The following is a 23,286-nucleotide window of genomic DNA, read 5'->3' as shown; positions in this document are numbered from 1 at the left end:
CCTACACCCTTAAACAAAATAGGAGTGAGGCGCTGACAGCATAAGGGTGTAAATCGCTGTCGTTCGGTTCATGACTACCTAGCCTCACAAGTGGAATGACAGCCCTTGAGCCGTCAAAACTGGTTTAAAACTGTCTAATATGGGGGTTTTGTCAGTTATGGCAGTGCTGTTTTAGGCTTGTTGTTCTTTTTTATTCTTAAAATCAGCATGAATAACATTATCAAACTTGCCAGCCTTGATATTGTCTAGGTAGTTCGCCCAGTCGTTCATCATGTGAGTTCTATTATCCGAAAAATCAAAACGGCTATATGCTTTGCCGTACTTGTTAAGCATTGCATGACCTAACTGTATTTCGGTTATCAGCTCATCATAGCCCAGTCGTTCCATCAGCATAGTTTTTGCGCTTGCTCTAAAACCGTGGGGGCTGTGAATGTCTTTATAGCCTTTGCCGTTATTCATAACTGGACTGTTCAGTAACTTGTTAATTTCTTGGACATGATGATACTGGGCTTTTTTACGTCTAGAGTTATAGAATACATAATCATAATCGCCCGTTAATGGCTTTATTTTCTCTAATATGGCTATGGCTTGCGGTGCTAGTGGTATCACTACACTGTCCACCATATCGCCCCGTCCCTGCCCTTTCTGTGGCTCTAATATCCATTGCTTGGCGTTTAGGTCAATGTCTGCCCATCTCATAGCGCAAACATCACCAATGCGAACAAACGTAAGTGCTAGTAGCTGTAATATACTTTTGTTATAAAGTTGGCTTGTATCGTCTAGCTGGTCAATATCTTTTAGCAGTTCGGCAAACTCTTTAGGCTGTGTTAATGATGGGCGGTGCTTTACTTTATGCTTAATGAGTGTTCCGCCTAAGTCGCTGGCTGGATTGTACTCAATGACCATATGAGCTTTGGCAATTTGTAGAATGCTCTTTAATATGGTTTTTACCGTTAAGCCTTTGTACGGGTGTTTTTTCTGTATGTCCTTGATAAACTTAATAACAATGCTAGGGCTAATGTCCGTAACTTTCATATGTCCTAACTTTTGCTGAATAACCTTAATAATTATTTTATTGCTCTTGATAGTCGAGTGCGATAAGCTCTTGCTGTTTTGTATTTCCAGCCATTCATTAATAAAGTAATTTAAAGTATTTTGACGGTCTGTTATGTCTTTTTGCTTTAAGCTGTCCCTATGCTCTATTGGGTCTATATCTTTAGCTAACAGTTGCATATTGTCGCTGTGGTATTGACGGGCTGCGGCAAGGCTTAACGCTGGATATTGTCCTAACGTCATATAGGGACGTTTGCCAGTGACAGGGTGCGTATAACGGTGTCTAAAGTCGGCTGTAACGTCTTGACTATCTTTTTGTGGTCTAATACGTATCTCTAAGCCTTTGTAGCCAGCTATAGGATAGCTAATCGTTTTAGCTGTCTTGATAGTGTCTTTGATTGCTTTCTTAATTTGCGTGTCGGTTGTTAAGTCTATTTTAGCCATCGTCTTATTACCTGTGTTTTGGTAGCCACTTTGGTAGCCATTTGGTAGCCGTTTTCACATTAGTTCTAACGTTATCACAGATGACATATTAGCACCAAAGCTATGTATAATAAAGGCTTTATGGCTATCAGGTTATATCAGGCATTATCAAAAAACACACTCACGCTACTGTCCCTTTTTTTGCCAAAAATATCTTCATAAAATTGACACAATAGTCATCAAAATACCTGCTAACAAAATAGTTGACTATTGATGAGCCGTTACGATTAAAATAACGCAAAACCAAATGCCTTAAACTTAATAAAAATATACTAAAACTTATAAATGAGGGCGCAGTACATTAACAAGCGGTAAATTAATAAAGATATGTATCGCAACAGTGATAATTACAGCCAGTCACTAAAAGAAGAAGATGTCTTATTTCACATACTACATAATAACGATGATTGAAATAACTACCATAAGGGATACGATGTGTCAGAGATAAAACACATTTTACAACAGATTACTGCCTTAAGTGATGTACCAGATCCCGCGGTACTTAAGCGCTTAATCGATGAGCTACGAGTAAGTGATAAAGAGCCTACTTTAGCCAATCAGAATATTCAAAATCTTATTGAGGTTTTACGTCAGCATCCAGAATATGGCGATGGGCTGTCGAGTTTCGTCTTAAAACTTATTATCGAATACCGCCAGATCGCTCTTTATACCGATACTGGCATTATGTCAGATCAGGGTTTCTTTTACAGTTTGCGCCGTTTGATTGGTCATCGTTTTTTGCCACTACTGCCACAAGAAGATTCTGTCGTAGAATTGGTTGGTTATTTATTTGATAAACGCTCTGATGAGCGCTGGCTTGCCCATATTGAAAAAGAAAAATGGGATGAGCTGGTCGGGCTGCTCAAAGTCCATGAGCAGCATCTAAACTTAGTCGCGACGGCAAAAAACAGTATTTTGAACGCGATTATCATTTTATCGTATCGTATCAGCGGTATTGGCTTGCATCCAGACTTGATGGAATCTTACCCGCAAATGCTGAATTATTCAGCGTCGTTTGTGGCACAAAATCAAGAAGCAGTCTTGTACGTCAATCAGTACCGAGAAGCACATGAGCTCGACACCTTAACTGATATCATTCCCGAAAAAGCCGTGGATCCAGCGCCTCTATTGGTCATGATTGAGCAATGCGAAGACATCGTTGCCACCATACGCAAGCGCATTTACAAAACCGGTATCTCTATTCGCCTAACCAACATGATGCTACGATTAGATCAAAGCTTACAGCGCATGCGCATATTGACTGAACTGGTAGCAAACAACTACGATAAGCGCGATCGGGCAATAATTGAATTGATTCAAGCGCTGATTACGACTGCCAGTCATCGTTATAGTATTGGCTATTTGATTGACAATAATACTAAGCTGCTATCGCGAAAAGTCACTGAAAACGCCAGCCGCGTTGGCGAACATTATATTAGTACTGATAAATCTGGTTATCAGAAGATGTTTAAAAAAGCCTCTATCGGTGGCTTTATCATTGCTTTTATGGCGACGACTAAGATATTGGCATACCACTTAGCTCTCGCACCAATGGGTCGCGCCTTTGTCAATAGTATGATTTATGGTTTGGGCTTTGTTTTCATCCATATCGTCCATGGTACAGTCGCTACCAAACAGCCTGCCATGACAGCGGCAGCTATCGCCTCAACCATATCAGACAGCTCGGGTAAAAAGTCCCATCAGTTAAATAAGCTGTCTGAATTGGTGGTCGATATTTTACGCACCCAGTTCATTGCCATCATGGGTAATATTATGATGGCTATACCAGTCGCCTTGATCATCTCTTTTGCTTGGTTGCAATATACTGGCGCGCCGATGATTGATACCGATAAGGCGGCTCACCTACTTCATGATCTCGACCCTTTTCGCTCACTAGCTTTGCCACATGCTGCTATTGCTGGGGTGTATTTATTCTTATCAGGTCTGATTGCTGGCTATTATGATAATTTGGCGGTCTACAACCAGATAGGCGCCCGTATTCAGCGTCATAAGCTATTACAGTATTTATTACCCAAAGCATGGCTACAACGTTTAGGCGGCTTTATAGAAGCCAATCTTGGTGCCATCATGGGCAACTTTATCTTTGGGGTTTTCCTAGGAAGTACTGCAACGATTGGTTTCTTATTTGGCTTACCAATTGATATTCGCCATATTGCCTTTGCTTCAGCGAACTTGGCTCATGGCTTATTTAATATGTCGTCCAATCAGCTAGAGTGGCAAGTGGTGCTGCTTTCTGTCTTTGGCGTCTTACTTATCGGTATGGTCAACTTGATCGTCAGTTTCTCACTGGCACTTCTTGTCGCTTTACGCTCAAAAGAGGTGAAATTCGTTGATTGGAGTCGCTTAACTAAGCAACTCTTCAGCCACTTAATGACGCATCCTTCTGACTTTTTTTGGCCACGCGACAAACCGATGAAGTATGCACGTATTGATAGCCAAGGTCAGATGATTTTCGATGATACCGCATCACAAAATAGCAATCAGCCACTTCCCAAAAACTATGTAGTAAGGCGCTTATCTGATGTCAAAGTGCTCCCAAAAGCCTTGCAGAAGAAGACAGAAGGACAGCAGGCGGTCACTGATATACATTATACTAATCCATCAGCAGAACATCAGCTGAGTCCTGAACTAAACAACCGCGAAGCTCATATTACCGTCAATAAGTCAGCCATGAATAAAACCATTGAGCTTGATGATGGTCTGACAGAGGAAGCACTTAGCAGCGTCCCTTATAGTCAGGATATTCAATATGATAAAACGCATGCTGCGTTTGATGAGAATAATCAGACGGTATCTGATGCGATTAGTCAAGACAGCACTGCTGATAGCAAAGTTGCAGGCGACGCCAAAACGCCACTACCTAAACCAAAAAAGCCACCAAATCTACCCAGTTAATGGGTTAATTTGATGGCTTTTTTGGTTTTTGGAATCACTAAAAAATTAAGAAGATATCGGCAAGCACTGCGCACTTGACGTGATGGTCTTGCCATCACTTAAGCGATAAGCTAGCAAATGATTGCCCCAAACACAGCCACCATCTAGTGCACGAGCATAAGGCAGATCAATCTCACCTTTGAGTGCGGCCCAATGCCCAAATAACACCTTACGCGTGCGCGGCACTTGCCATTCAAACCAAGGCAAAAAATCCTCTGGCATGCGCTCATCTAGCCCTGAGGTAAAGCTAAATTCAAGCAGCCCATCCTGCTGACATAAGCGCATGCGAGTAAAATAATTGGCAATCGCTCGCATTTTCGTAAATCCATGAATGTCTGCATGCCAATTATCTGCCGTCTTGCTATAGAGGTTTGGCAACAATCTATCAAGCTGTTTTAAATGACTGCGCAACTGCGACTCTAACTGATGTGCATATTTTTCGGCGTCTTCAATACTCCAATGCGGCGGAATACCCGCATGCACCAGCACCGTATGCTTATCAGGATACACCAATAATGGCTGATGACGTAGCCACTCTAGCAATTCATCACAATCATCGGCTGCAAAAATCGGTGCTGTCTTATCTTTTTTCTTAATTTTCGTCGCCCCACGCCATACGGCTAGCAAATTGATATCATGATTGCCAAGTACAGTCGCGGCTGCCCCTTGCTCACACAAATCTTTGACATGACGCAAGGTATTTAAAGAGTCCTCGCCGCGTGCCACTAAGTCGCCGGCAAACCATAATTTATCTTGCTCAGGATCAAAATCCAACGTTTCAAGTAGCTGAAGATACGCAGCATAGCAGCCTTGCAAATCACCGATGACATACTGATGACGATAACTCATAAGCTCTCAATCTTTCTTGTGGATATTGTAGATACTACTTAGCAATCAATGATATCTGCGGTATGAATAACACTGATAAATCAGCCTTCTACTTTACGCGCTTGATTGCTCAAATTGACAAAATCTTTCACGCTTAAGGTTTCAGGACGGGCTTGTGGATCAATGGCGCAAGCTGCAAAATCGTCTTCGCTCAACGTCGGCAATAAAGTTGATTTTTTGAATATAGCGCGCAACGTTTTACGGCGATGATTAAAGGTTTCGCGCACCACCAATGCGAAATACTCTTCATCTTCTGCCACGACTGGCTTAATAATGTGCGGCGTCAGACGAAATACGGCACTGGTCACTTTTGGCGGCGGATTAAAAGCACCGCGTGGTACGGTGAGCAAATAATCCGTATGGCAGTGATACTGCATAATGACCGATAGGCGACCATAGGTTTTGCTACCGACGTCAGCGGTGATACGTTCAACCACTTCTTTTTGCAGCATAAAGTGCATGTCTTCAATCACATCGGCATAGCTGAGTAAGTGAAAGAGTATGGGCGTTGAGATGTTATACGGTAGATTACCTACCACGCGTAATTTGCCGCGCTCATCGCTATAAAGCTCCCGATAATCCACATGCATGGCATTGTTTTTGATAATCTCAAAATTTGGATGACTATTAGCCCCGATACGGATACGCAAGCTATCTGCCAAATCACGATCCAACTCGACTACAGTCATCGCATTCACTTCGGCCAATAGCGGCTCAGTCAATGCGCCCATCCCTGGCCCAATCTCAATCAAATTGTCATCACGCTCTAAGCGAATGCTCTCAACAATCTCACGGATAACACTACGGTCATGTAAGAAGTTTTGACCAAAGCGTTTACGCGGTTGGTGTTTGGCAGCACGTAGGCTGTTGGTAATAGATTGAGCATCAAATGTAGTTTTTGACATAGAATAGTCTTAATGAGTAAGAGGTAAAAGTGAGCAATGACGATAAAATGAGTGTTTTATTGGGATGAATTATATCACAGCTTATTATTTGACTGTGTTTTTGAGATATTTGATCTATAAACTACCCATACCTTGGCGCAACCAACACAGTAGCTTTTTGTTCTAAACCATTTGATATAATACGGTTCCCTAGTGAGGACTCGAATCTACGGCTGTAGGCTAATGATATCAAAGTTTTAACTTGTTGAGATAATCACAGTGTACTTCATGGTGTACTTGTCATATATATTCTGTTCGTGATCGGTACGCTATACAGGCTTCGAACAGGAGATTTTAGATATAATCTTAATGCCTATGAGGTCATTGATTAAAAGCTAGTAAGTTAGCTTCTGCAATCTCTCTATCGTAGCTTATGTTTAGGGTGTTTTAAGCTATATTATAGATATATTTGGATATTTGTTTTCTGGAACTTAAGTAGAGGTATAAGTGAATATCTGTAGAATCAGTACACAAATTAGGGAAATGTCTGAAGCAAAAGTAGATGCAGATGTGGAGACATGGAGAGATGTTTTTAGTAAATTTGATAAAGCAATAGAAGAATGCTTCGATGTTGATATGTTAGTTAAGTGCTTATTAGAAGATGACTTATGGTATATACCTTTTGATTCTAGAATGAAGCTTATGGAAAAAGCAAAATCTTTAGGCGGATGCTCATTGGAGTTTTTGGCAGATTACTATTCATTTAAAACAGCATTTCTGGATCCAGGCAAAGAATATGATGATGCTGTCGTAAAATTAGATGAATTATTTCAATAGGTTCTGTTAGGGTATACCCCAAGGGAACCAGATATTTCACCCTTCAAGCCTATTAACAGACCACTTAAAACAGACTGGTATAATGGAACCACTTATATTAGGGAGTGTTTGATGATTCATAAATAGGCATGGTTGATGCAAAAGTTGCCCAATATTGCGTGATAAACCTCGCTAAGGCATCGACTTATTCAAGAGGTCTATTTATGAGCGATTTATCGGCCATTTCATTTGCCATGAGAAGTGCCTGATATAGACTTGTGGCACTGGCACCGCCGCGTCCTGCTAAATCAAGCGCAGTACCGTGATCGACAGAAGTACGAATATAGGGCAGCCCCAAGGTCAAATTGACCGTATCGCCAAAACCATGTGACTTGAGTACAGGCAACCCTTGGTCGTGATACATGGCAATCACTGCATCGCAGTTGGCTAAATGTCTCGGCGTGAATAAAGTATCCGCTGGCATCGCCTCTGATATATCTATTCCAATATTGATAAATTCTTGCAGCACTGGATTGATAATCTCAATCTCCTCAATGCCCAAATGCCCGCCCTCGCCCGCATGTGGATTTAGACCACAAACTAAGATACGCGGTTGCGTCAAGCCAAATTTCTCACACATATCATCGATAACAATTTGTACTGTTTGGCGTACATTATCGGCAGTGATGGCTGCAGGAATATCTTTTAACGCCAAGTGCGTTGTAACAAGTGCCACTTTCATGGCTTCATTAGCAAGCATCATGACGACTTTATCACAGCCACTTTGCTGCATAAAAAATTCCGTATGCCCACTAAACATCGTGCCATCTAACAGTTTAATATCAGCCTCTATCAATGCAGATTTTTGTAGTGGTCCGGTGACGATAGCGGCGACTGTTTTGTTGGCTGCCAGTTTATGCGCTATTTCCAACTGCGTAACCACCATTGCGGAGTTATTGATATCAATTTTCCCACAAGCGACGGGCGCAGCACAGGGAATATTTAATAAGATAAAAGCATTATCATTATTAATAGCGCCACTGTTAATACTCTGCTGTGACATTTGATTTAAAAAATCATCGTCTTCTATAATTGCCTCATTTGTATTAATCGTTTTCCAAGGTGGGCAGCTTTTTAGTATGCCCGCAGCAATGAGCTCATCGGCACGTTTTTGCATTGCCGTGCTATCTGCTGTGACCCAAACTGGACGATCAAAATCCTGTAACTTACCCTCAGCCGCTAGCAGCAGTACGATATCCATACCAATACCCGCAGGTTCACCAGTCGTGATTAATAATGGCAATTTTTCTTGCATAGCACTAACATCCTATTATTATATTAAGAAGCTGATTCTATTGTATTTTTTATGATAAATGAGCGTATTTGAAGCTGTGTTATATGCCATGAACTTCATTTCATAGAAGCAGGCATTTTTATAGATAATTACTTATCTGGGCTGAAAAAATCACATAATGTGTTAAACTTTCGCTTTTGATTGTAGCATTTACTGGCACGCGTGAGATGACGTTTTGGTACTTCTCTCATCGAAATGCATTGCGCTTGCTTTGCTGTATCATTACTAAAATAAATACTTACAACAATACCCATCTATACCGACTTTTGAAATATTAGGCACTCATGGCAGATACTGAAAAAACCGACGACTTACTCAATCAAACACCACCGCACAATATCGATATTGAAAAGGCGCTGCTGGCGTCTTTGATGAGTATCGAAGAGGCATACGATAAGATTGCAGATATCGTTACCAAAGACGATTTTTATGCTGGGCGACATCAGTATATTTTTGATGCTATTGCGCATTTAGCTGCAGTCAATGAGCCTTATGACACGGTTATGGTACATGATTGGTTAGAGGCACAAAAGCTGCTAAAAAGCGCAGGCGGCGACAGCTATTTGGCGGATATCTTGAGCCAAAGTCCAGCAACTTTGTTTAACCTGACGGCTTACGCCCAGCGTGTACGCGAGCTATCTACACTACGTCAGCTGATTACTACCGGCAATGATATGTTGACCCTAGCCTATAATCCCAAAGACCAAACCGTCAGCGATATTTTGGATAACGTAGAAGCGAAGATATTTAGCATCAATGAGCAGCATAATAAACGTGCAGAGCAGCGTGGACCTGTCGGTATTACTGCCGTATTGACCAATGTTATTGATAAAATCCAAGAGCTCAAATCAAATCCAGATGGCATGATTGGACTACAAACCCCATTTGTTGAGCTCAATAATAAAACCCAAGGCTTGCAAGCAGGCGATTTAGTCATTGTGGCTGCGCGTCCATCAATGGGTAAAACCACCTTTGCGATGAACTTAGCAGAAGGGATTTTATTTAATGAAGATTTGCCTGTAGTGGTATTTTCGATGGAGATGCCCGCAGAATCTATCGTGATGCGTTTGCTATCATCTTGGGGCGCAATCAACCAAACACATCTGCGGTCAGGTCAAATGAATGAAGATGAATGGGCAAAAATGATGAACGCCATTCAGCATTTGCAGTCAAAGCATCTATATATTGATGACAGTACCGCCCTGCCACCGTCTGAGCTGCGTTCACGCTGCCGCCGTATTGCCAAAAATCATGATGGCAAGCTTGGCGCTATCATTGTCGATTATCTACAATTAATGAAGGTACCCGGCCTAGATGGCAACCGTGTTGGGGAAATCTCTGAGATTTCTCGAAGTTTAAAAGCACTAGCACGTGAGCTTGAATGTCCAGTTATCGCCTTGTCGCAGCTTAACCGTAGTCTAGAAAATCGTCCTAACAAACGTCCTATTATGTCGGATCTGCGTGAATCTGGTGCGATTGAGCAGGATGCCGATTTGATTATGTTCATCTATCGTGATGAGGTTTATAATGAAAACTCAGATCACAAAGGTGTGGCTGAAATCATTATTGGTAAGCAGCGTAACGGCCCTATCGGCACCATACGTTTGGGTTTTGAAGGACAATTTACCCGCTTTATCAATTTGACGCCAGAATACTATCAAAATGTCAGTTTTGAGAACGACGAATAATAAAACTGACAGATAATTACGCATCAAAATTGCTCGTAAAAATGGCCAGTGACTCATCAACTCAATTGATGAATTACTGGCTTTATAAGTTTATCCCTTCATCACTTTGCTAAAAAAGAAGACGATTATGCGCACAATCACTATCAAGCCTGCCGCCATTACTCATAATCTTAATCAAGTAAAAGCGTTAGCACCAAAATCTAACGTCCTTGCGATGGTAAAAGCCAATGCCTATGGACATGGTGTCGCCGCCGTCCTACCAGCGTTACAGCAAGCAGATGGTATCGGGGTCGCTACTTTAAGAGAAGCGTTAGAAGCACGGCAATTGGGCTGGGATAAAACTATTGGGCTTATTGAAGGGGCCTTTACTGTTGATGAATGGCGACAAGCAATTGAACACGATATCAGTTGCGTGATTCATCATGCGCCGCAATTGGACTGGGCATTAGAGCAAATACCACCTGTTGATAGCGCCACTCGAGTGGTTTGGATAAAGTACAACACGGGTATGAATCGTTTAGGTTTTAATAACCAAACGCTTATTTCAGCCGCAAAATCTCTGCATGATGCTGGCTATCAGCTGATTTTGACCACCCATTTTGCCAATGCTGACAATCAAGATCACCCATTAAATGCCATACAAATCCAGCGTTTTAATGACATGCTAAGTACTTTACGACAAACAGTCAGTACTAGTATTAAAGGATCATTGTGCAACTCTGCTGGTATCGTTAATTTCCCAGAGCATCATCATGATTGGGTACGTCCAGGCATTATGTTATATGGCAGTGCGCCTGTCATCGACCAAAGCGCGTATACGCTAAATTTGCAGCCAGCCATGGAATTTAGCGCACAAATTATTGCCTTGCAGACCGTACAAGCTGGCGACGCCATCGGTTATGGCAGCCGCTGGATAGCCCAGCAAGATGTTAAAACGGCTCTCGTTAGTATTGGTTATGGTGATGGATATCCCCGCGTTGTCAATGAGGATGCTTATGTTTCAGTCATTGACGCCGTAAATCAGCAACGTTACTCATGTGCAGTGATTGGGCGTGTCGCAATGGATATGATTGTCATCGATGTGAGCGCTGTACCAGAGAGTAGCGCTTTAAATAGCAAGGTCATACTATGGGGTGATGCACCGCATGTTGATGAAGTTGCCACCCATGCTGATACGATTGGCTATGAGCTACTGTGTCGTCTAAGCGTACGCCCAAATCGTATACAGATGTAATCGCCATGTCAGATAATGTCTCATCGAATGCAGGTTTGCATGACTGATAAATCATGGCAAATTGGACATTTACATTGAGAGTAATTGCGCTATACTAAAAGTTTGTTGTCATTCCAGTATACGCATTGACGCGATATAATTGCCGGCTGATAACGTATCATTTTCATTGACTTTGTTCGACTGCTAGGATTGCTATGAGTTTGCGCCATTTTTTGACCTTATCTGATTTAACCAAACAAGAACTAGAAAATCTTATCAAACGCGCCAGCGAATTGCGTCATATGCAACATGCAGGCGAGATATACCAGCCCTTTGTTGGTCGTACGCTCGGTATGATATTTGAGAAGTCATCCACCCGCACGCGTATCTCGTTCGAAACCGGCATGGGACAGTTTGGTGGTAGCGCTATCTTCTTATCGCCAAATGATACCCAACTTGGACGCGGTGAGCCAATTGAGGATTCCGCGCGCGTTATCTCTAGCATGGTCGATATCATTATGATTCGTACCTTTGGTCACGAAAAAGTCGAAACCTTTGCAAAATACTCAAGCGTACCAATCATTAATGCCTTAACGGATGAATTTCATCCCTGCCAGTTGTTGGCTGATATGCAAACTTATTACGAGCATCGCGGTAGTATCGAAAATAAAATCGTCACTTGGGTCGGTGATGGCAACAATATGTGTGCATCCTACATGCAAGCTGCCAATCAGTTTGGCTTTGAGCTACGAGTAGCAGCGCCTTATGGCTTTGAGCCTGACCCTGAGCTGATGAAACGCTTCTCACATTGCGTGAGTATCGTTGAAAACGTACAAGAAGCGGCAAAAGACTCTCACTTAATTGTCACTGATGTGTGGGCAAGCATGGGACAAGAGTCTGAACAAAACACGCGTGCGCGTCGTTTTTCCTCTTATCAAGTGACACCATCACTGCTAGATAAAGCCGATTCTGAAGTAGTCTTTATGCACTGTTTGCCAGCGCATCGTGGTGAGGAGATCTCTCATGATATGTTAGATGACCCACGCTCAGTGGTATGGGATGAAGCTGAAAACCGCTTACATGCGCAAAAAGCCTTGATGGAGTTTTTGCTAAAAGACAAAATCAAAATATAGATACTATTTTTCAAAAGCTATTTATACAATCATAGATATTAAAAAGGCAGAGCACATAACTTGTGCTCTGCCTTTTTTAATATGTGATAACCAAGTTAGTGTCTAATAGACAAGCGCTTATTGATTATCGAGTCAGTACTTCAACCCCATTACTGCTGGCTTTTAACAACACATCGGCTTGATTAGCAGCAAAGATACCATTACAGACCACACCGACGATATTATTAAGCTGCTGTTCAAGTGCTATTGGATTACTGACATCCAAATCATAAGTATCCAAAATCACATTGCCATAATCGGTGACAAAGTCTTCACGATAAACAGGCTCACCGCCCATTTTGGCCAACTCGCGCGCCACATATGAACGGGCTTGTGGCAACACCTCTATCGGCACCGGGAACTCACGTCCTAGTATCTCAACACATTTACTAGCGTCAACCATACAAACAAATTTGTTCGATGCAGCAGCAACGATTTTTTCACGCGTGAGCGCACCGCCGCCACCTTTAATCAGTTGCAAATGCGCGTTTACTTCATCAGCACCATCAATATATACATCGAGCTGACCGGCAAAATTTAAGTCAATAATCTCGATACCAAGTGCGCGCAATCTATCTTCTGTCACCTGCGAGCTTGCAACTGCGCCAGCCAGCTTTACTGTTGGTAATAACTCAATCAGACAGTTCACTGTACTTCCTGTCCCTACGCCAAGTATCATATCATCTTCGATATAGCGTAGGGCGGCGCGGGCGGCGGCTTGCTTTTGTGCTTGCTGATCACTCATCATAAGTCCTTGGCAAAATAAACGTATCGCTTTAAAAAAAGTAAAGGGTAAAAGAGGTAAAATGCGCCGCTATTATAACCGATGACTTTGATAGATGTCAGCGTAATAGCACCTCTAATAATAAGATATGACGTTAATTTTTACGACTAAGACAAATAGGGCAACCAAAATACTAAAGCTAATAAGGTGACTAATAACACTGGCGGGGTGATAATCAAACCAATCTTCATATACTGCCCCCAGCTGATTTTATAATCTTTTTCTGCCAATACATGCAGCCATAGTAAAGTCGCAAGACTGCCCATAGGCGTAAATTTGGGTCCTAAATCATTGCCAATGACATTGGCATAAATCATCAGCTCACGAGTGGCGGTCGGTACTTGGGCGCTATCAATCGCTAGTGCGCCTATCAAGGTAGAGGGCATGTTATTCATAATAGATGCCACGATAGCAGAGAGGAATCCTGTGCCCAAGGTTGCTATTAGGGTTCCTTGTTGTCCTAACCAATTTAGGATTTGAGCACCATAAGCAGTTAATCCTGCATTGCCCAAACCATAAACAACCAAGTACATGCCGATAGAAAATAAAACAATCTGCCAAGGTGCTCTACGCACAATTTCAGGCACGGACATCACCGCCCCACGACCGCCTTGCCAAAATCGCCCTGCAATCGCCATAAGTAGTAAGGCTGCTGCGCCAGTCACGAGCGAGATAGGAATACCGAGCGGCTCTGTCGCAAAATAAGCGACAAGCAGCAAAGCCAGTAGCGGAAAAGCGGCTTTGAAAACCAAGGTGTCTTCAATCGCTGACTCAGGCGTGCTAAGGTTAGCCATTGAGTAGTGTATTGGAATGTGGCGTGCATAAAATATCCATAGCACCACTAGCGTCGCTAGTACAGAGACAATATTGACTGGTACCATAACCAAAGCATAACGTCCAAAACCAATATCAAAGTAGTTAGCACTAACGATATTAACGAGGTTAGATGTGACCAATGGCAAACTTGCAGTATCAGCAATAAAACCAGTCGCTATGATAAATGCCAAAGCAGATGGCGGCGAAAAATTTAACCGTAATAAAATCGCAATCACAATCGGGGTCAGTAATAATGCCGCCCCATCATTGGCAAAAAACGCAGAAATAAAAGCGCCTAATATCACAATCATAGGGAACAATAGACGCCCTTGTCCATTACCCAATCTCGCTACATGCAGGGCTGCCCAAGTAAAAAACCCAGCCTTATCTAAGATAAGAGAGATGATAATCAGGGCGACAAAGGTAAAGGTAGCATCCCAAACGATGTCCCACACGACACCGACATCAGATAATTGCACCACACCAAAAGCTAGGGCGACCAACGCCCCGCCCATCGCACTCCAACCAATGCCCAAACCTTTAGGTTGCCATATTACTAGCCCTAAAGTAACGATAAAAATAATCAATGCGAGCATGAACTACCTTACTTAAGCAGACTTACTTAAGAAAACTTAGTGACATTTATTCAAGTAGGCTTCATACAGCCTACTTGATTTAGCCTATTTTATTGAATAAGTATCGAATCGATATTAGGTCAATTTAGAATTAAAAATTAAATCGATTTTTGATTGACGCGTTTTGATACTTCTTCAGCACTTTCAACCCGTTCAGAATAGCGATCAGTCAGATAGGCTGAGCGTCCACGAGTGAGCCACGTAAACTTCACTAACTCCTCACAAACATCAACAAGGCGCAGATATAAAGGCGACTTATCCATGCGATTATCATCGTTAAATTCCAAAAAGGCTTTTGGAATAGACGACTGATTTGGGATAGTAATCATGCGCATCCAGCGCCCAAGAATACGCAGCTGATTGACCGTATTAAAGCTTTGACTACCTCCACTGACTTGCATTATCGCTAAAGTCTTGCCTTGAGTTGGTCGGACGCCGCCCAATGACAGCGGGATCCAATCGATTTGCGCTTTCATGATACTGGTCATACTTCCGTGACGTTCGGGACTGACCCACAGCATACCCTCTGACCACTGCGCAAGCTCACGCAGCTCTTGCACTTTAGGATGATCTGCATCAACAGCATCCGGTAATGGCAAGCCAGATGGATCAAACATCTTCACCTCACAACCATACCAGCGCAATAGACGACTCGCCTCCTCGGCTGCTAGCTTTGAAAAGGAACGCGTGCGCAATGAGCCGTATAACACCAGTATTTTTGGCGCATGGCGTGGGTCATTTGCGCCTATTAAAGACTCAATATCAATAGGATGAATAAGACTTGTATCAATATTAGGCAAATCATCCATATTTACCTTGTCAAGACCACTTTCATCCAAATCAATAGTCTCTGAAACTGTTGCGGCGCTTTTTGTATCAACCTTTAACGTCATAAACAGTCTCTCCATCTTCTTTAGTAAAACTACTGACCGGATTGGCTAATAATGTAAACACTCGCTCCGACGGTCGGCACAACGCCGCGCCCTTATCTGTGACTACAATAGGACGATTGATTAAGATAGGATGGTCAATCATGGCATCGATAATCTCATCATCAGATACGGCAAGGTTGTCTAGACCCAGCTCATCATTAATCGATTCTTTACTGCGTAACAGCTCTCGTGGTGAGAGAGCCATTTTTGCCAACAGCTCAACCAAATACTCGCGACTCGGCGGTGTTTTAAGGTATTCAATCACCTCTGGATTATCCCCTGACGCTTGCATAATGGCTAAAGTGTTACGAGAAGTACCGCATTTTGGGTTGTGAAAAATCAAAGATGTCATAGTAATCTCACCTATTTTTTATGAATATAGAATTGGGACGTTTTTGATTGATAGCAGTTTAACAATGGGGGTGGTTTTTAACATCATCCAGCTCATTAATGCCACCGCGACTATCGGTTGAACAGCCATTTAAATTATTAACAAGAGCCGCACACAGCTCTGGATGTCCAGAGCAGCAATCTTGTAATAAAAACTCAATGACGGTCTGCATATGTGATAAAGAAGCACGGTAGATAATCTGGCGACTTTGGCGCTCTGATATCACCCATCCTGCTCGTGCCAGCACAGCTAAGTGCGTTGACATTGTATTGTGCGGCACAGACAATTGGCGCGCAATTTCACCCGCAGGTAATCCTAAAGGCTCGTGACTGACCAGCAGTCGAAATGCCTTTAAACGAGTTTCTTGTGAGAGGGCGGCAAAACTTATGATAGCTTGAGTCATTTCCATATGTCCAATAATACAGACATATGGAAATGACTCAAGCTTTTTTGGATAAATAAGCAAAAAAACTGGTTTTGTTGATAATTTTCTTTGACTTAATAAACATCAATGACCAAACCGCCGCAAAAACTGTAATTGTGTCTTGCAACATGTTTAAAATCAGCATAGGCTAATCTATTTGATTTTTATCATTCTCTGCATTTTTTGTCGCTGATAGCGACTTGCTTGTTTACTTATAATTCACCGCACTTTTTCATACATACTCTAGTTTAGGAATCATTATGCTGTCACATTGGGTACGAGCCATCTTGCAAGCCACCGTCTATGACGTTGCTATTCAAACACCACTTGAAGCGGCACCCAAACTGACCCAACGTTTTACTAATGACATTCGTTTTAAACGTGAAGACCTGCAACCGGTAAAGTCCTTTAAACTGCGCGGCGCTTATAATCGCATTAGCCAATTAAATGATGAGCAAAAAGCACGTGGCGTGATTTGCGCATCGGCGGGCAACCATGCCCAAGGGGTTGCCTATTCTGCTCGTAAACTTGCTCTTAATAACATTATCGTTATGCCAACCACTACTCCTGATATCAAAGTAGATGCCGTCAGAGCGCTTGGCGGCAATGTCGACTTGTACGGTGATAGCTTTGATGAAGCCAACCGTTATGCCATTGATCGCGCTGAGCGTGAAGGTTTGACTTTTATCCCACCATATGATGATGAGCTGGTGATTGCCGGACAAGGCACCATCGGGCTTGAGCTCACCCAGCAATGGCGCAATATGGATTACGTTTTTGTAGCAGTTGGTGGTGGTGGTCTGATTTCTGGCGTCGCTGCATTTTTGGGCGAAGTTGCCCCGCATGTCAAAGTCATTGCTGTAGAAGCCGACCAATCAGCGTCACTAAAAGCGGCGCTTGAAGCCAATGAGCGAGTCAAACTTGAACAAGTAGGACTGTTCGTCGATGGTGTGGCAGTTGCCCAAATCGGCGAATTACCGTTTGATATTGTTCGTATGCAGAAGAGTGATAAGTCCGGTCCTGTCGTCGATCCTAAAGTCGTCACTTGTACCAATGATGAAGTTTGCGCTGCTGTCAAAGATATCTTTGAAGAGAACCGCAGTATCGTTGAGCCTGCTGGCGCGCTGCCAGTTGCTGGTATGAAAAAATACATCGAGGCTCATAACCTACAAGGCAAAAACTGCGTCGCCATCATTTGCGGTGCTAATATGAATTTTGATCGCTTGCGCTACATCGCTGAGCGTACTGAGATTGGTGAGAAAAAAGAAGCTATCTTTGGCGTAACGATCCCTGAGCAGACTGGCGCTTTCTTAAACTTCTGTCGTAGTCTACACGGTCGTAATATTACTGAGTTTAATTACCGTGCTGATAGTAAGAAATCACCTGATTCTATGGAACCTGCGGCGATATTCGTTGGGATTGCATTAAAAGAAGGTGACAAAGAGCGTCAAACCATCCGTACGCAATTGGTAGCTGATGGCTATACAGCACACGACTTGACCGATGACGATGTCGCCAAATCCCATATCCGTCATCTGATTGGTGGCCATGCTCATGTTGAAAATGAGCAGTTATTACAAGTCACTTTCCCAGAACGTCCAGGTGCTTTATTGACCTTTTTAGAAAAATTGGGTGACGACTTTAATATTACCTTGTTTCATTATCGCAATCATGGCGCTGCTGAAGGTCGAGTATTGGTCGGTTTACAAGCTTCTGAGGGTAACTCTCGCCAGCTACAAGATGCGCTGCTCGATATCGGTTACGACTGCACCATGCTTAATGATAATGTTGGTTATCAGTTGTTTTTGAAATAAAAATAAACGTAGACTATCAATTTATCAGTGGCCGAAAGCATTAATCCCAAATGACATAATGCACAAAAGCCACTTAAATCTTATAGCACTGTCCTAATACAAAAATGGATAATAACCATGACGGCATCCCCTGTGAACAGCAGTGTTGTCAATAACTTCAATGACAAAAACGATGTTAATCGCTTACTGCTCTTTTAATTATTAAAAATACCACCATTATAATCTTACGTTATTGATATCTATGAGGTTTTGATGAGTAAACATAATAAAAACCACAATCAGCCCAGTCATAGCAATCCTGATGCTGTTCGTATGCGTCTTGATAAATGGTTATGGTCTGCACGCTTTTACCGCACTCGCACTCTTGCCAAAGAAGCCATTGAAAGCGGGCGCGTACATTATGCAGGTAGCCGCGCAAAGACCAGTAAAGAGATTACTGTTGGCGATGAATTGCAGATTCGTCAAGGATCAGCCACTGCCATGACTGAAAAGACAGTCGTTGTTGAAGCACTAACGGCGCAACGCGGTAACGCAACAGCAGCTGAAGTATTGTATTCAGAAACCGAAGAAAGCATCGCTCGCCGTGCCTATTATGCTGAGCAGCGTAAACTTGCCAACCTTGCCCGTCCAGACAACAAACCCAATAAAAAAGAGCGCCGTGATTTACATCGCTTTAAAAGCAATCAAGATTAGCTCTGTTGGTAAGATCAGCAATAACATCGCCTCATCTTAAGTAATAATACGGCTAGCGGGTATGCATGAACTGCTGACCCTATTGTTTACTCTCTGCCCTTGCCATTCAAGGTATTAACCGTTACGCTATCACCCATTAACTTACACTCTATAGCATGCTTATAAATCACATTTCTAATGTTGATTTTGATAGCATGTTTTTTTATTGCGACAAAAGGTCATCATATGCCCATCAAAGCGTCTACTCCGTCATCTGTATTATTGGTCTGTTTGGGGAATATCTGCCGTTCACCAACTGCTGAAGAGATTTTTCGTCAGCAAGCAGCGATTGCAGGGTTGTCGATGAAGGTAGATTCGGCAGGCACTGGGGATTGGCATATTGGGCATGCACCTGATGAGCGCGCGCAGCGTCACGCTAAAGCTCATGGTTACAACATCAATAAATTGGTCGCGCGCCAAGTCAGTGCTGATGACTTTCGCGATTTTGATTTAATCTTAGCGATGGATGCACAAAATTTAGCAGACTTGCAGAGTATTAAAAACGGTATAACAAATACCGATAAAAAATTAGCCAAATTGGCTTTATTTAGTGAGGAAGATCCCACTTACGGCGGTGATGATGTGCCAGACCCATACACTGGTGATGGCGATGCTTTTGAAGAGGTAATCGAGCGTATCGAATCAAGTGCACAAGCTTGGATTGAAAGCTGGAAGATATAGTAATCATAAGGCGCTATATTTTTGCTACCTTTATACCTAGCATCCTTTATAATAAATACCATATGACTTTTTGTTTACTTGCCCCATAGGCTATGTTATGACTTCAGCTTTATGCTCTAAACCCAGTGCACCACATACTCTATCTGATGACGTAGCTGATTTGTCTCATAGCAATACCATGGCTTTGGCATGTATGGCTGACTCTGTAGTTACCTTAACGGATGAGGTGCAACTTGATGAGTTTATGGCATATTATGAGCAAGATACTCAACATAGAAAGCCATTATTTGTCTTGTCCGGTGGTAGCAATGTGCTACTACCAGCAAAGCTCAATGCGATTGTCTTACGACCACAAATGCGTGGTATACAGGTGACAGCGCAAACAGACTTTCATGTCGATATCGAGGTAATGGCAGGTGAAAACTGGCACGACTTGGTGGTACATACGGTCGCTCAAGGCTGGTATGGACTCGAAAACCTTGCACTCATACCTGGTCTTACGGGCGCCGCTCCCATACAAAATATTGGCGCTTATGGTGTTCAGCTAGAAGACTGCTTACAGTCTGTACGTGCTTACCATCTGCCAAGTCAAACGTGGCATGATTTGACCGCGGTCGACTGCGAGTTTGGCTACCGTGATAGTATATTTAAACGTCAGCCGAATACGTGGCTAATCAGCCGTGTGGGTTTTAGATTGCATACTGATGCGACAAAGGTGCTGGCAAGCTATGGCGATGTACAGACCGTCGCACAGAGCTATGCGACACAGCAAGGTCGCACCAAACCGATGCCCGCTGACGTAATGCATGCCATCATTGAGATTCGTCAGCAAAAGCTGCCTGACCCGAAGCAATTACCAAATTGCGGCAGTTTTTTTCAAAATCCTATTGTCCCTCAAGATCAATTTGCTACGCTGCAATCATCTTATCCGGCTATCGTTGGCTACCCAATGCCTGACGCAATGACTAAAGTGGCAGCCGGCTGGCTTATCGAACAAGCGGGTCTAAAAGGCGGCGGTATAGAGCCTATTTTTACCCATCAGCAGCAAGCGCTAGTATTGACCAATCACGCGCCGTATATTGCTACCAAACAAGATGTCGCCGCTGCTCAAAAATATATTATAGATACTGTCTATAAGAAATTTGCGATTCAACTGTCGCGTGAGCCAGTATGGGTAAATGCCGATGGCTCCATTGGATACGATGAGCATGTGGTCTAAGCAGTCATGGTCTAATCGCCTATGGCGACATTATTTACGTTCAGCTGAGCGTATGATCAAGCTGTTTCGTATTATCAATGCCACGTTTTTGCTGGGTGCAACGACAGTTATTTTAGTCCTCATCAGTTTATTCACGCCGCTATTTTCTCAAGCAGTAGTCTATATATTGGCTCATCTACCATTACCAAAAATGCCACCTGTTGCTATGAGCTCGCCGCCTACCGCTTATGTGGTATTGGGTGGCGGTCTGACCAATGATAATAATAATCAAATTATCCTCAATCGCTATAGCCTTAATCGCGCCCGTGCTGCCGCTACAGCCTATCACGACCTTCCTCTGCCCATTGTACTCAGTGGTGCTGAAGCGCCTTGGCTCGGTCAATGGCTGATTGAGCATGGTATCGATGGTTTGATCAGCGAAAACGCCAGTATGAATACTTGCGAAAATGCGCGATTTACGGCAAAACGTATCCCTCTGCATCATGTCTATCTCATCACCGACAGCTACCATATGGCACGTGCTCGCAGACAATTTGCCTTAAACGGTATCAATAGCACGGCGATTAATGCCCCCTTACCCGTCATACGTGACTGGATGGAACCAGCACAAAACTTAAGCCATTCTAGGCGGGCGGTTTATGAGGTTGCTGCCTATTTACGCGATGTGATACGACCTCAAGCAAATTGTCGCCAAGCTAAAGAAGTGACGTCGCAGCAGCTGTTGACTCCAAGAGGTAAAGTTGCCAAAACTGCTGACGACTAGAGTCTATACCTCAATTTTAGAAACATACCCTCATAATTATCTACCTTTTTCCCTTTATCCTTACAGGTCAACCATCTCACTGGCAACAGGTGTATAATAGTAAAAGAAACTGCGATTAAAGAGATGTGCCATGCTCAGTATATTTTTACTAATTCCATTAAGTCTCATGCTGTTTGTGGTCGCGATTTGGGCAGTACGTTATGCGGTCAAATCCAATCAATTCGAGGATTTGGATAACGCCTCACAGCGCATTATTTTAGATGATCGTCAAGAACGTCGACAAGTTATACAAGCTCAGGAAAATGTAACACCTATTCAAGAAGTAAAAGAAGTGAGCGCTACTACTTCGATTGAAAAAGAATCTAATAAGCTAAATAATGCGCATATTGTCGCCCCTCCTCTCTCTGATACAGACAAGAACTCAAAAACATAGCCTTGGGCTATTTTACTAATGCGTTACCCACTTATTCTATCTGCATAAGACAGTGGTAAGTCGGTACGCTTTTTACCATTTTTAGGAGTACCTTCCCATGACCACAGCTTTACTCGTTGCGGCATTATTAATGGGTTTTTTTGGTTCACCGCATTGCTTAGGTATGTGTGGCGGCTTAGTAACTGCCTTTGGTCTGTCGATGAAGGATGTCAGCCCCGCCAAGCGCCGTGCATTGGTGGCGACCTATCATTTCGGTCGCTTAACCAGCTACGCATTTTTGGGTTTGATCGCAGGACTGTTAGGTACTGCCGTATTACAACCGTTGATGCAAGGCAATAGTGCACCACGTATTTTGCTTGGTTTGGTATTGGTGTTCGTCGGCATGACCATGCTTGGTGCACCATTTTTAAAGAGACTTGAGCGTTTTGGTATGCGATTTTGGCAATACCTAAGCCCTATTCGTCAAAAAGTATTTCCACTCAATACTTTCCCGCGAGCATTGTCTGCCGGCCTTCTATGGGGATTCTTACCTTGTGGCTTAGTCTATGGCGCCCTACTTATCGCTGTGGTCGCGCACAATCCTCTCAGCGGTGCTGCCTTGATGTTCGTCTTTGGCTTAGGAACCGTACCGATGTTAGTCGCTACTCATGAGACCGTTGGTTGGTTACGGGATAAGATTGGACGTTTTCGCTTAAGACAGCTTAATGGTGCTGTTATGGTATTATCAGGTTTGGCTGTGGTCTTCGTTCCTATCGCCATGTCCAGTATGCATGGTGACCATGGCGGCGGTCATAGCATGGGCATGGCGCATGGTGATACTATGATGATGACTGATACGGATAATACGACTCACCATGATATGAGCCAAATGGATCACAGTATGCACAATATGAATAATGACTCGGTGACGATGGAATAGCATTACTAATCAATGATAATTGCTTAATGTTATAACCAATATTACATGCATAAAAAAGCCCTTAATGATTTATTAAGGGCTTTTTACTGTTTAAAGACTTTAGAGCTTAAGGTGTAATGGACAAAATTCATGCTAAAAAGTAGAAGGTAGTCGCTAATGGACATAATTCATGCTATTTGAGTGACTTTGATGCTAAAAAGTCTTTAATAAACCGTAACTTACGGTGCTCATTTAGCC

General features: G+C 42.9%; 21 protein-coding genes and 1 pseudogene. 13 read left to right on the top strand and 9 right to left on the bottom strand.

The window, feature by feature from the left end:
* Positions 1-171 precede the first annotated feature (171 nt).
* Positions 172-1,497, bottom strand: coding sequence for a tyrosine-type recombinase/integrase (locus JMX75_RS09620; protein WP_201532154.1), 1,326 nt, complete (start codon positions 1,495-1,497; stop codon positions 172-174).
* Between the two features lie 474 nt (positions 1,498-1,971).
* Between JMX75_RS09620 and JMX75_RS09615 the strand changes: the two genes are divergently transcribed.
* A complete protein-coding gene (locus JMX75_RS09615; protein WP_201532153.1) occupies positions 1,972-4,452 on the top strand; it encodes a site-specific recombinase in 2,481 nt (826 codons plus the stop codon).
* Between the two features lie 45 nt (positions 4,453-4,497).
* Here the strand turns inward: JMX75_RS09615 and JMX75_RS09610 are convergent, their stop codons facing one another.
* Both JMX75_RS09610 and rsmA read right to left on the bottom strand, forming a co-directional pair.
* Entirely contained in the window at positions 4,498-5,340 is an 843-nt protein-coding gene (locus JMX75_RS09610; protein ID WP_149409461.1) for a symmetrical bis(5'-nucleosyl)-tetraphosphatase, read from the bottom strand.
* An 80-nt stretch (positions 5,341-5,420) separates the two neighbouring features.
* Complete coding sequence (rsmA, locus tag JMX75_RS09605) at positions 5,421-6,284, bottom strand: 16S rRNA (adenine(1518)-N(6)/adenine(1519)-N(6))-dimethyltransferase RsmA (RefSeq protein ID WP_201532152.1); 864 nt, start codon at positions 6,282-6,284, stop codon at positions 5,421-5,423.
* A 522-nt stretch (positions 6,285-6,806) separates the two neighbouring features.
* On the opposite strand from rsmA, the gene JMX75_RS09600 reads away from it, so the two are divergent.
* Positions 6,807-7,100, top strand: a complete 294-nt coding sequence (locus JMX75_RS09600; protein WP_149409650.1) for a hypothetical protein — start codon at positions 6,807-6,809, stop codon at positions 7,098-7,100.
* A gap of 184 nt (positions 7,101-7,284) precedes the next feature.
* Here the strand turns inward: JMX75_RS09600 and pdxA are convergent, their stop codons facing one another.
* Complete coding sequence (pdxA, locus tag JMX75_RS09595) at positions 7,285-8,394, bottom strand: 4-hydroxythreonine-4-phosphate dehydrogenase PdxA (protein ID WP_201532151.1); 1,110 nt, start codon at positions 8,392-8,394, stop codon at positions 7,285-7,287.
* Positions 8,395-8,717: 323 nt separating this feature from the next.
* Between pdxA and dnaB the strand changes: the two genes are divergently transcribed.
* The 3 genes from dnaB (at position 8,718) to argF (ending at position 12,467) form a co-directional block, all read left to right on the top strand.
* Positions 8,718-10,121, top strand: a complete 1,404-nt coding sequence (gene dnaB / locus JMX75_RS09590) for a replicative DNA helicase (RefSeq protein WP_011513790.1) — start codon at positions 8,718-8,720, stop codon at positions 10,119-10,121.
* 127 nt (positions 10,122-10,248) lie between these two features.
* Positions 10,249-11,355: an alanine racemase gene (gene alr, locus JMX75_RS09585; RefSeq protein ID WP_201532150.1), complete on the top strand. Its 1,107-nt coding sequence runs from the start codon at positions 10,249-10,251 to the stop codon at positions 11,353-11,355.
* A 194-nt stretch (positions 11,356-11,549) separates the two neighbouring features.
* The gene (gene argF, locus JMX75_RS09580; protein WP_011513792.1) at positions 11,550-12,467 is read left to right on the top strand and encodes an ornithine carbamoyltransferase; all 918 of its coding nucleotides are present in this window, start codon (positions 11,550-11,552) and stop codon (positions 12,465-12,467) included.
* Positions 12,468-12,591: 124 nt separating this feature from the next.
* Here the strand turns inward: argF and rpiA are convergent, their stop codons facing one another.
* The 5 genes from rpiA to JMX75_RS09555 all read right to left on the bottom strand — a co-directional run bounded on the left by rpiA (position 12,592) and on the right by JMX75_RS09555 (position 16,467).
* Positions 12,592-13,251, bottom strand: a complete 660-nt coding sequence (gene rpiA / locus JMX75_RS09575) for a ribose-5-phosphate isomerase RpiA (protein ID WP_181209920.1) — start codon at positions 13,249-13,251, stop codon at positions 12,592-12,594.
* A 146-nt stretch (positions 13,252-13,397) separates the two neighbouring features.
* Positions 13,398-14,702: an arsenic transporter gene (locus JMX75_RS09570; RefSeq protein WP_201532149.1), complete on the bottom strand. Its 1,305-nt coding sequence runs from the start codon at positions 14,700-14,702 to the stop codon at positions 13,398-13,400.
* 137 nt (positions 14,703-14,839) lie between these two features.
* Positions 14,840-15,550, bottom strand: a complete 711-nt coding sequence (gene arsH / locus JMX75_RS09565) for an arsenical resistance protein ArsH (RefSeq protein WP_201532196.1) — start codon at positions 15,548-15,550, stop codon at positions 14,840-14,842.
* Between the two features lie 67 nt (positions 15,551-15,617).
* Positions 15,618-16,025: an arsenate reductase (glutaredoxin) gene (gene arsC / locus JMX75_RS09560; RefSeq protein WP_201532148.1), complete on the bottom strand. Its 408-nt coding sequence runs from the start codon at positions 16,023-16,025 to the stop codon at positions 15,618-15,620.
* Positions 16,026-16,083: 58 nt separating this feature from the next.
* Positions 16,084-16,467 (bottom strand): ArsR/SmtB family transcription factor, encoded by a 384-nt coding sequence (locus JMX75_RS09555; RefSeq protein WP_265088684.1) that lies wholly within the window; start codon positions 16,465-16,467, stop codon positions 16,084-16,086.
* Between the two features lie 281 nt (positions 16,468-16,748).
* Between JMX75_RS09555 and ilvA the strand changes: the two genes are divergently transcribed.
* The 8 genes and pseudogenes from ilvA to JMX75_RS09515 all read left to right on the top strand — a co-directional run bounded on the left by ilvA (position 16,749) and on the right by JMX75_RS09515 (position 23,049).
* Positions 16,749-18,302 (top strand): threonine ammonia-lyase, biosynthetic, encoded by a 1,554-nt coding sequence (ilvA, locus tag JMX75_RS09550; protein WP_201532146.1) that lies wholly within the window; start codon positions 16,749-16,751, stop codon positions 18,300-18,302.
* A gap of 95 nt (positions 18,303-18,397) precedes the next feature.
* Positions 18,398-18,457: pseudogene (locus JMX75_RS13120) on the top strand (excalibur calcium-binding domain-containing protein); the annotation flags it as partial.
* A 97-nt stretch (positions 18,458-18,554) separates the two neighbouring features.
* Entirely contained in the window at positions 18,555-18,995 is a 441-nt protein-coding gene (locus JMX75_RS09540; protein WP_201532145.1) for an RNA-binding S4 domain-containing protein, read from the top strand.
* 225 nt (positions 18,996-19,220) lie between these two features.
* The gene (locus JMX75_RS09535; RefSeq protein ID WP_011513800.1) at positions 19,221-19,715 is read left to right on the top strand and encodes a low molecular weight protein-tyrosine-phosphatase; all 495 of its coding nucleotides are present in this window, start codon (positions 19,221-19,223) and stop codon (positions 19,713-19,715) included.
* A 97-nt stretch (positions 19,716-19,812) separates the two neighbouring features.
* On the top strand, positions 19,813-20,934 hold the full coding sequence (gene murB, locus JMX75_RS09530) for a UDP-N-acetylmuramate dehydrogenase (protein WP_201532144.1): 1,122 nt from the start codon (positions 19,813-19,815) through the stop codon (positions 20,932-20,934).
* On the top strand, positions 20,918-21,697 hold the full coding sequence (locus JMX75_RS09525) for a YdcF family protein (RefSeq protein ID WP_227673058.1): 780 nt from the start codon (positions 20,918-20,920) through the stop codon (positions 21,695-21,697). The genes murB and JMX75_RS09525 overlap by 17 nt, the downstream gene beginning before the upstream one ends.
* A 130-nt stretch (positions 21,698-21,827) precedes the next feature.
* Positions 21,828-22,130 (top strand): cbb3-type cytochrome oxidase assembly protein CcoS, encoded by a 303-nt coding sequence (gene ccoS, locus JMX75_RS09520; RefSeq protein ID WP_133104593.1) that lies wholly within the window; start codon positions 21,828-21,830, stop codon positions 22,128-22,130.
* Between the two features lie 97 nt (positions 22,131-22,227).
* On the top strand, positions 22,228-23,049 hold the full coding sequence (locus JMX75_RS09515; protein WP_201532143.1) for a sulfite exporter TauE/SafE family protein: 822 nt from the start codon (positions 22,228-22,230) through the stop codon (positions 23,047-23,049).
* The last annotated feature ends 237 nt before the right edge of the window (positions 23,050-23,286 follow it).

It is taken from the genome of Psychrobacter sp. LFX-11D (assembly GCF_904846475.1).
In the GTDB taxonomy this organism is placed as follows: Bacteria; Pseudomonadota; Gammaproteobacteria; order Pseudomonadales; family Moraxellaceae; genus Psychrobacter; species Psychrobacter cryohalolentis.
Note: the sequence above shows the minus strand (reverse complement) of the source record. Positions and strands in the feature narration are given on the sequence as shown.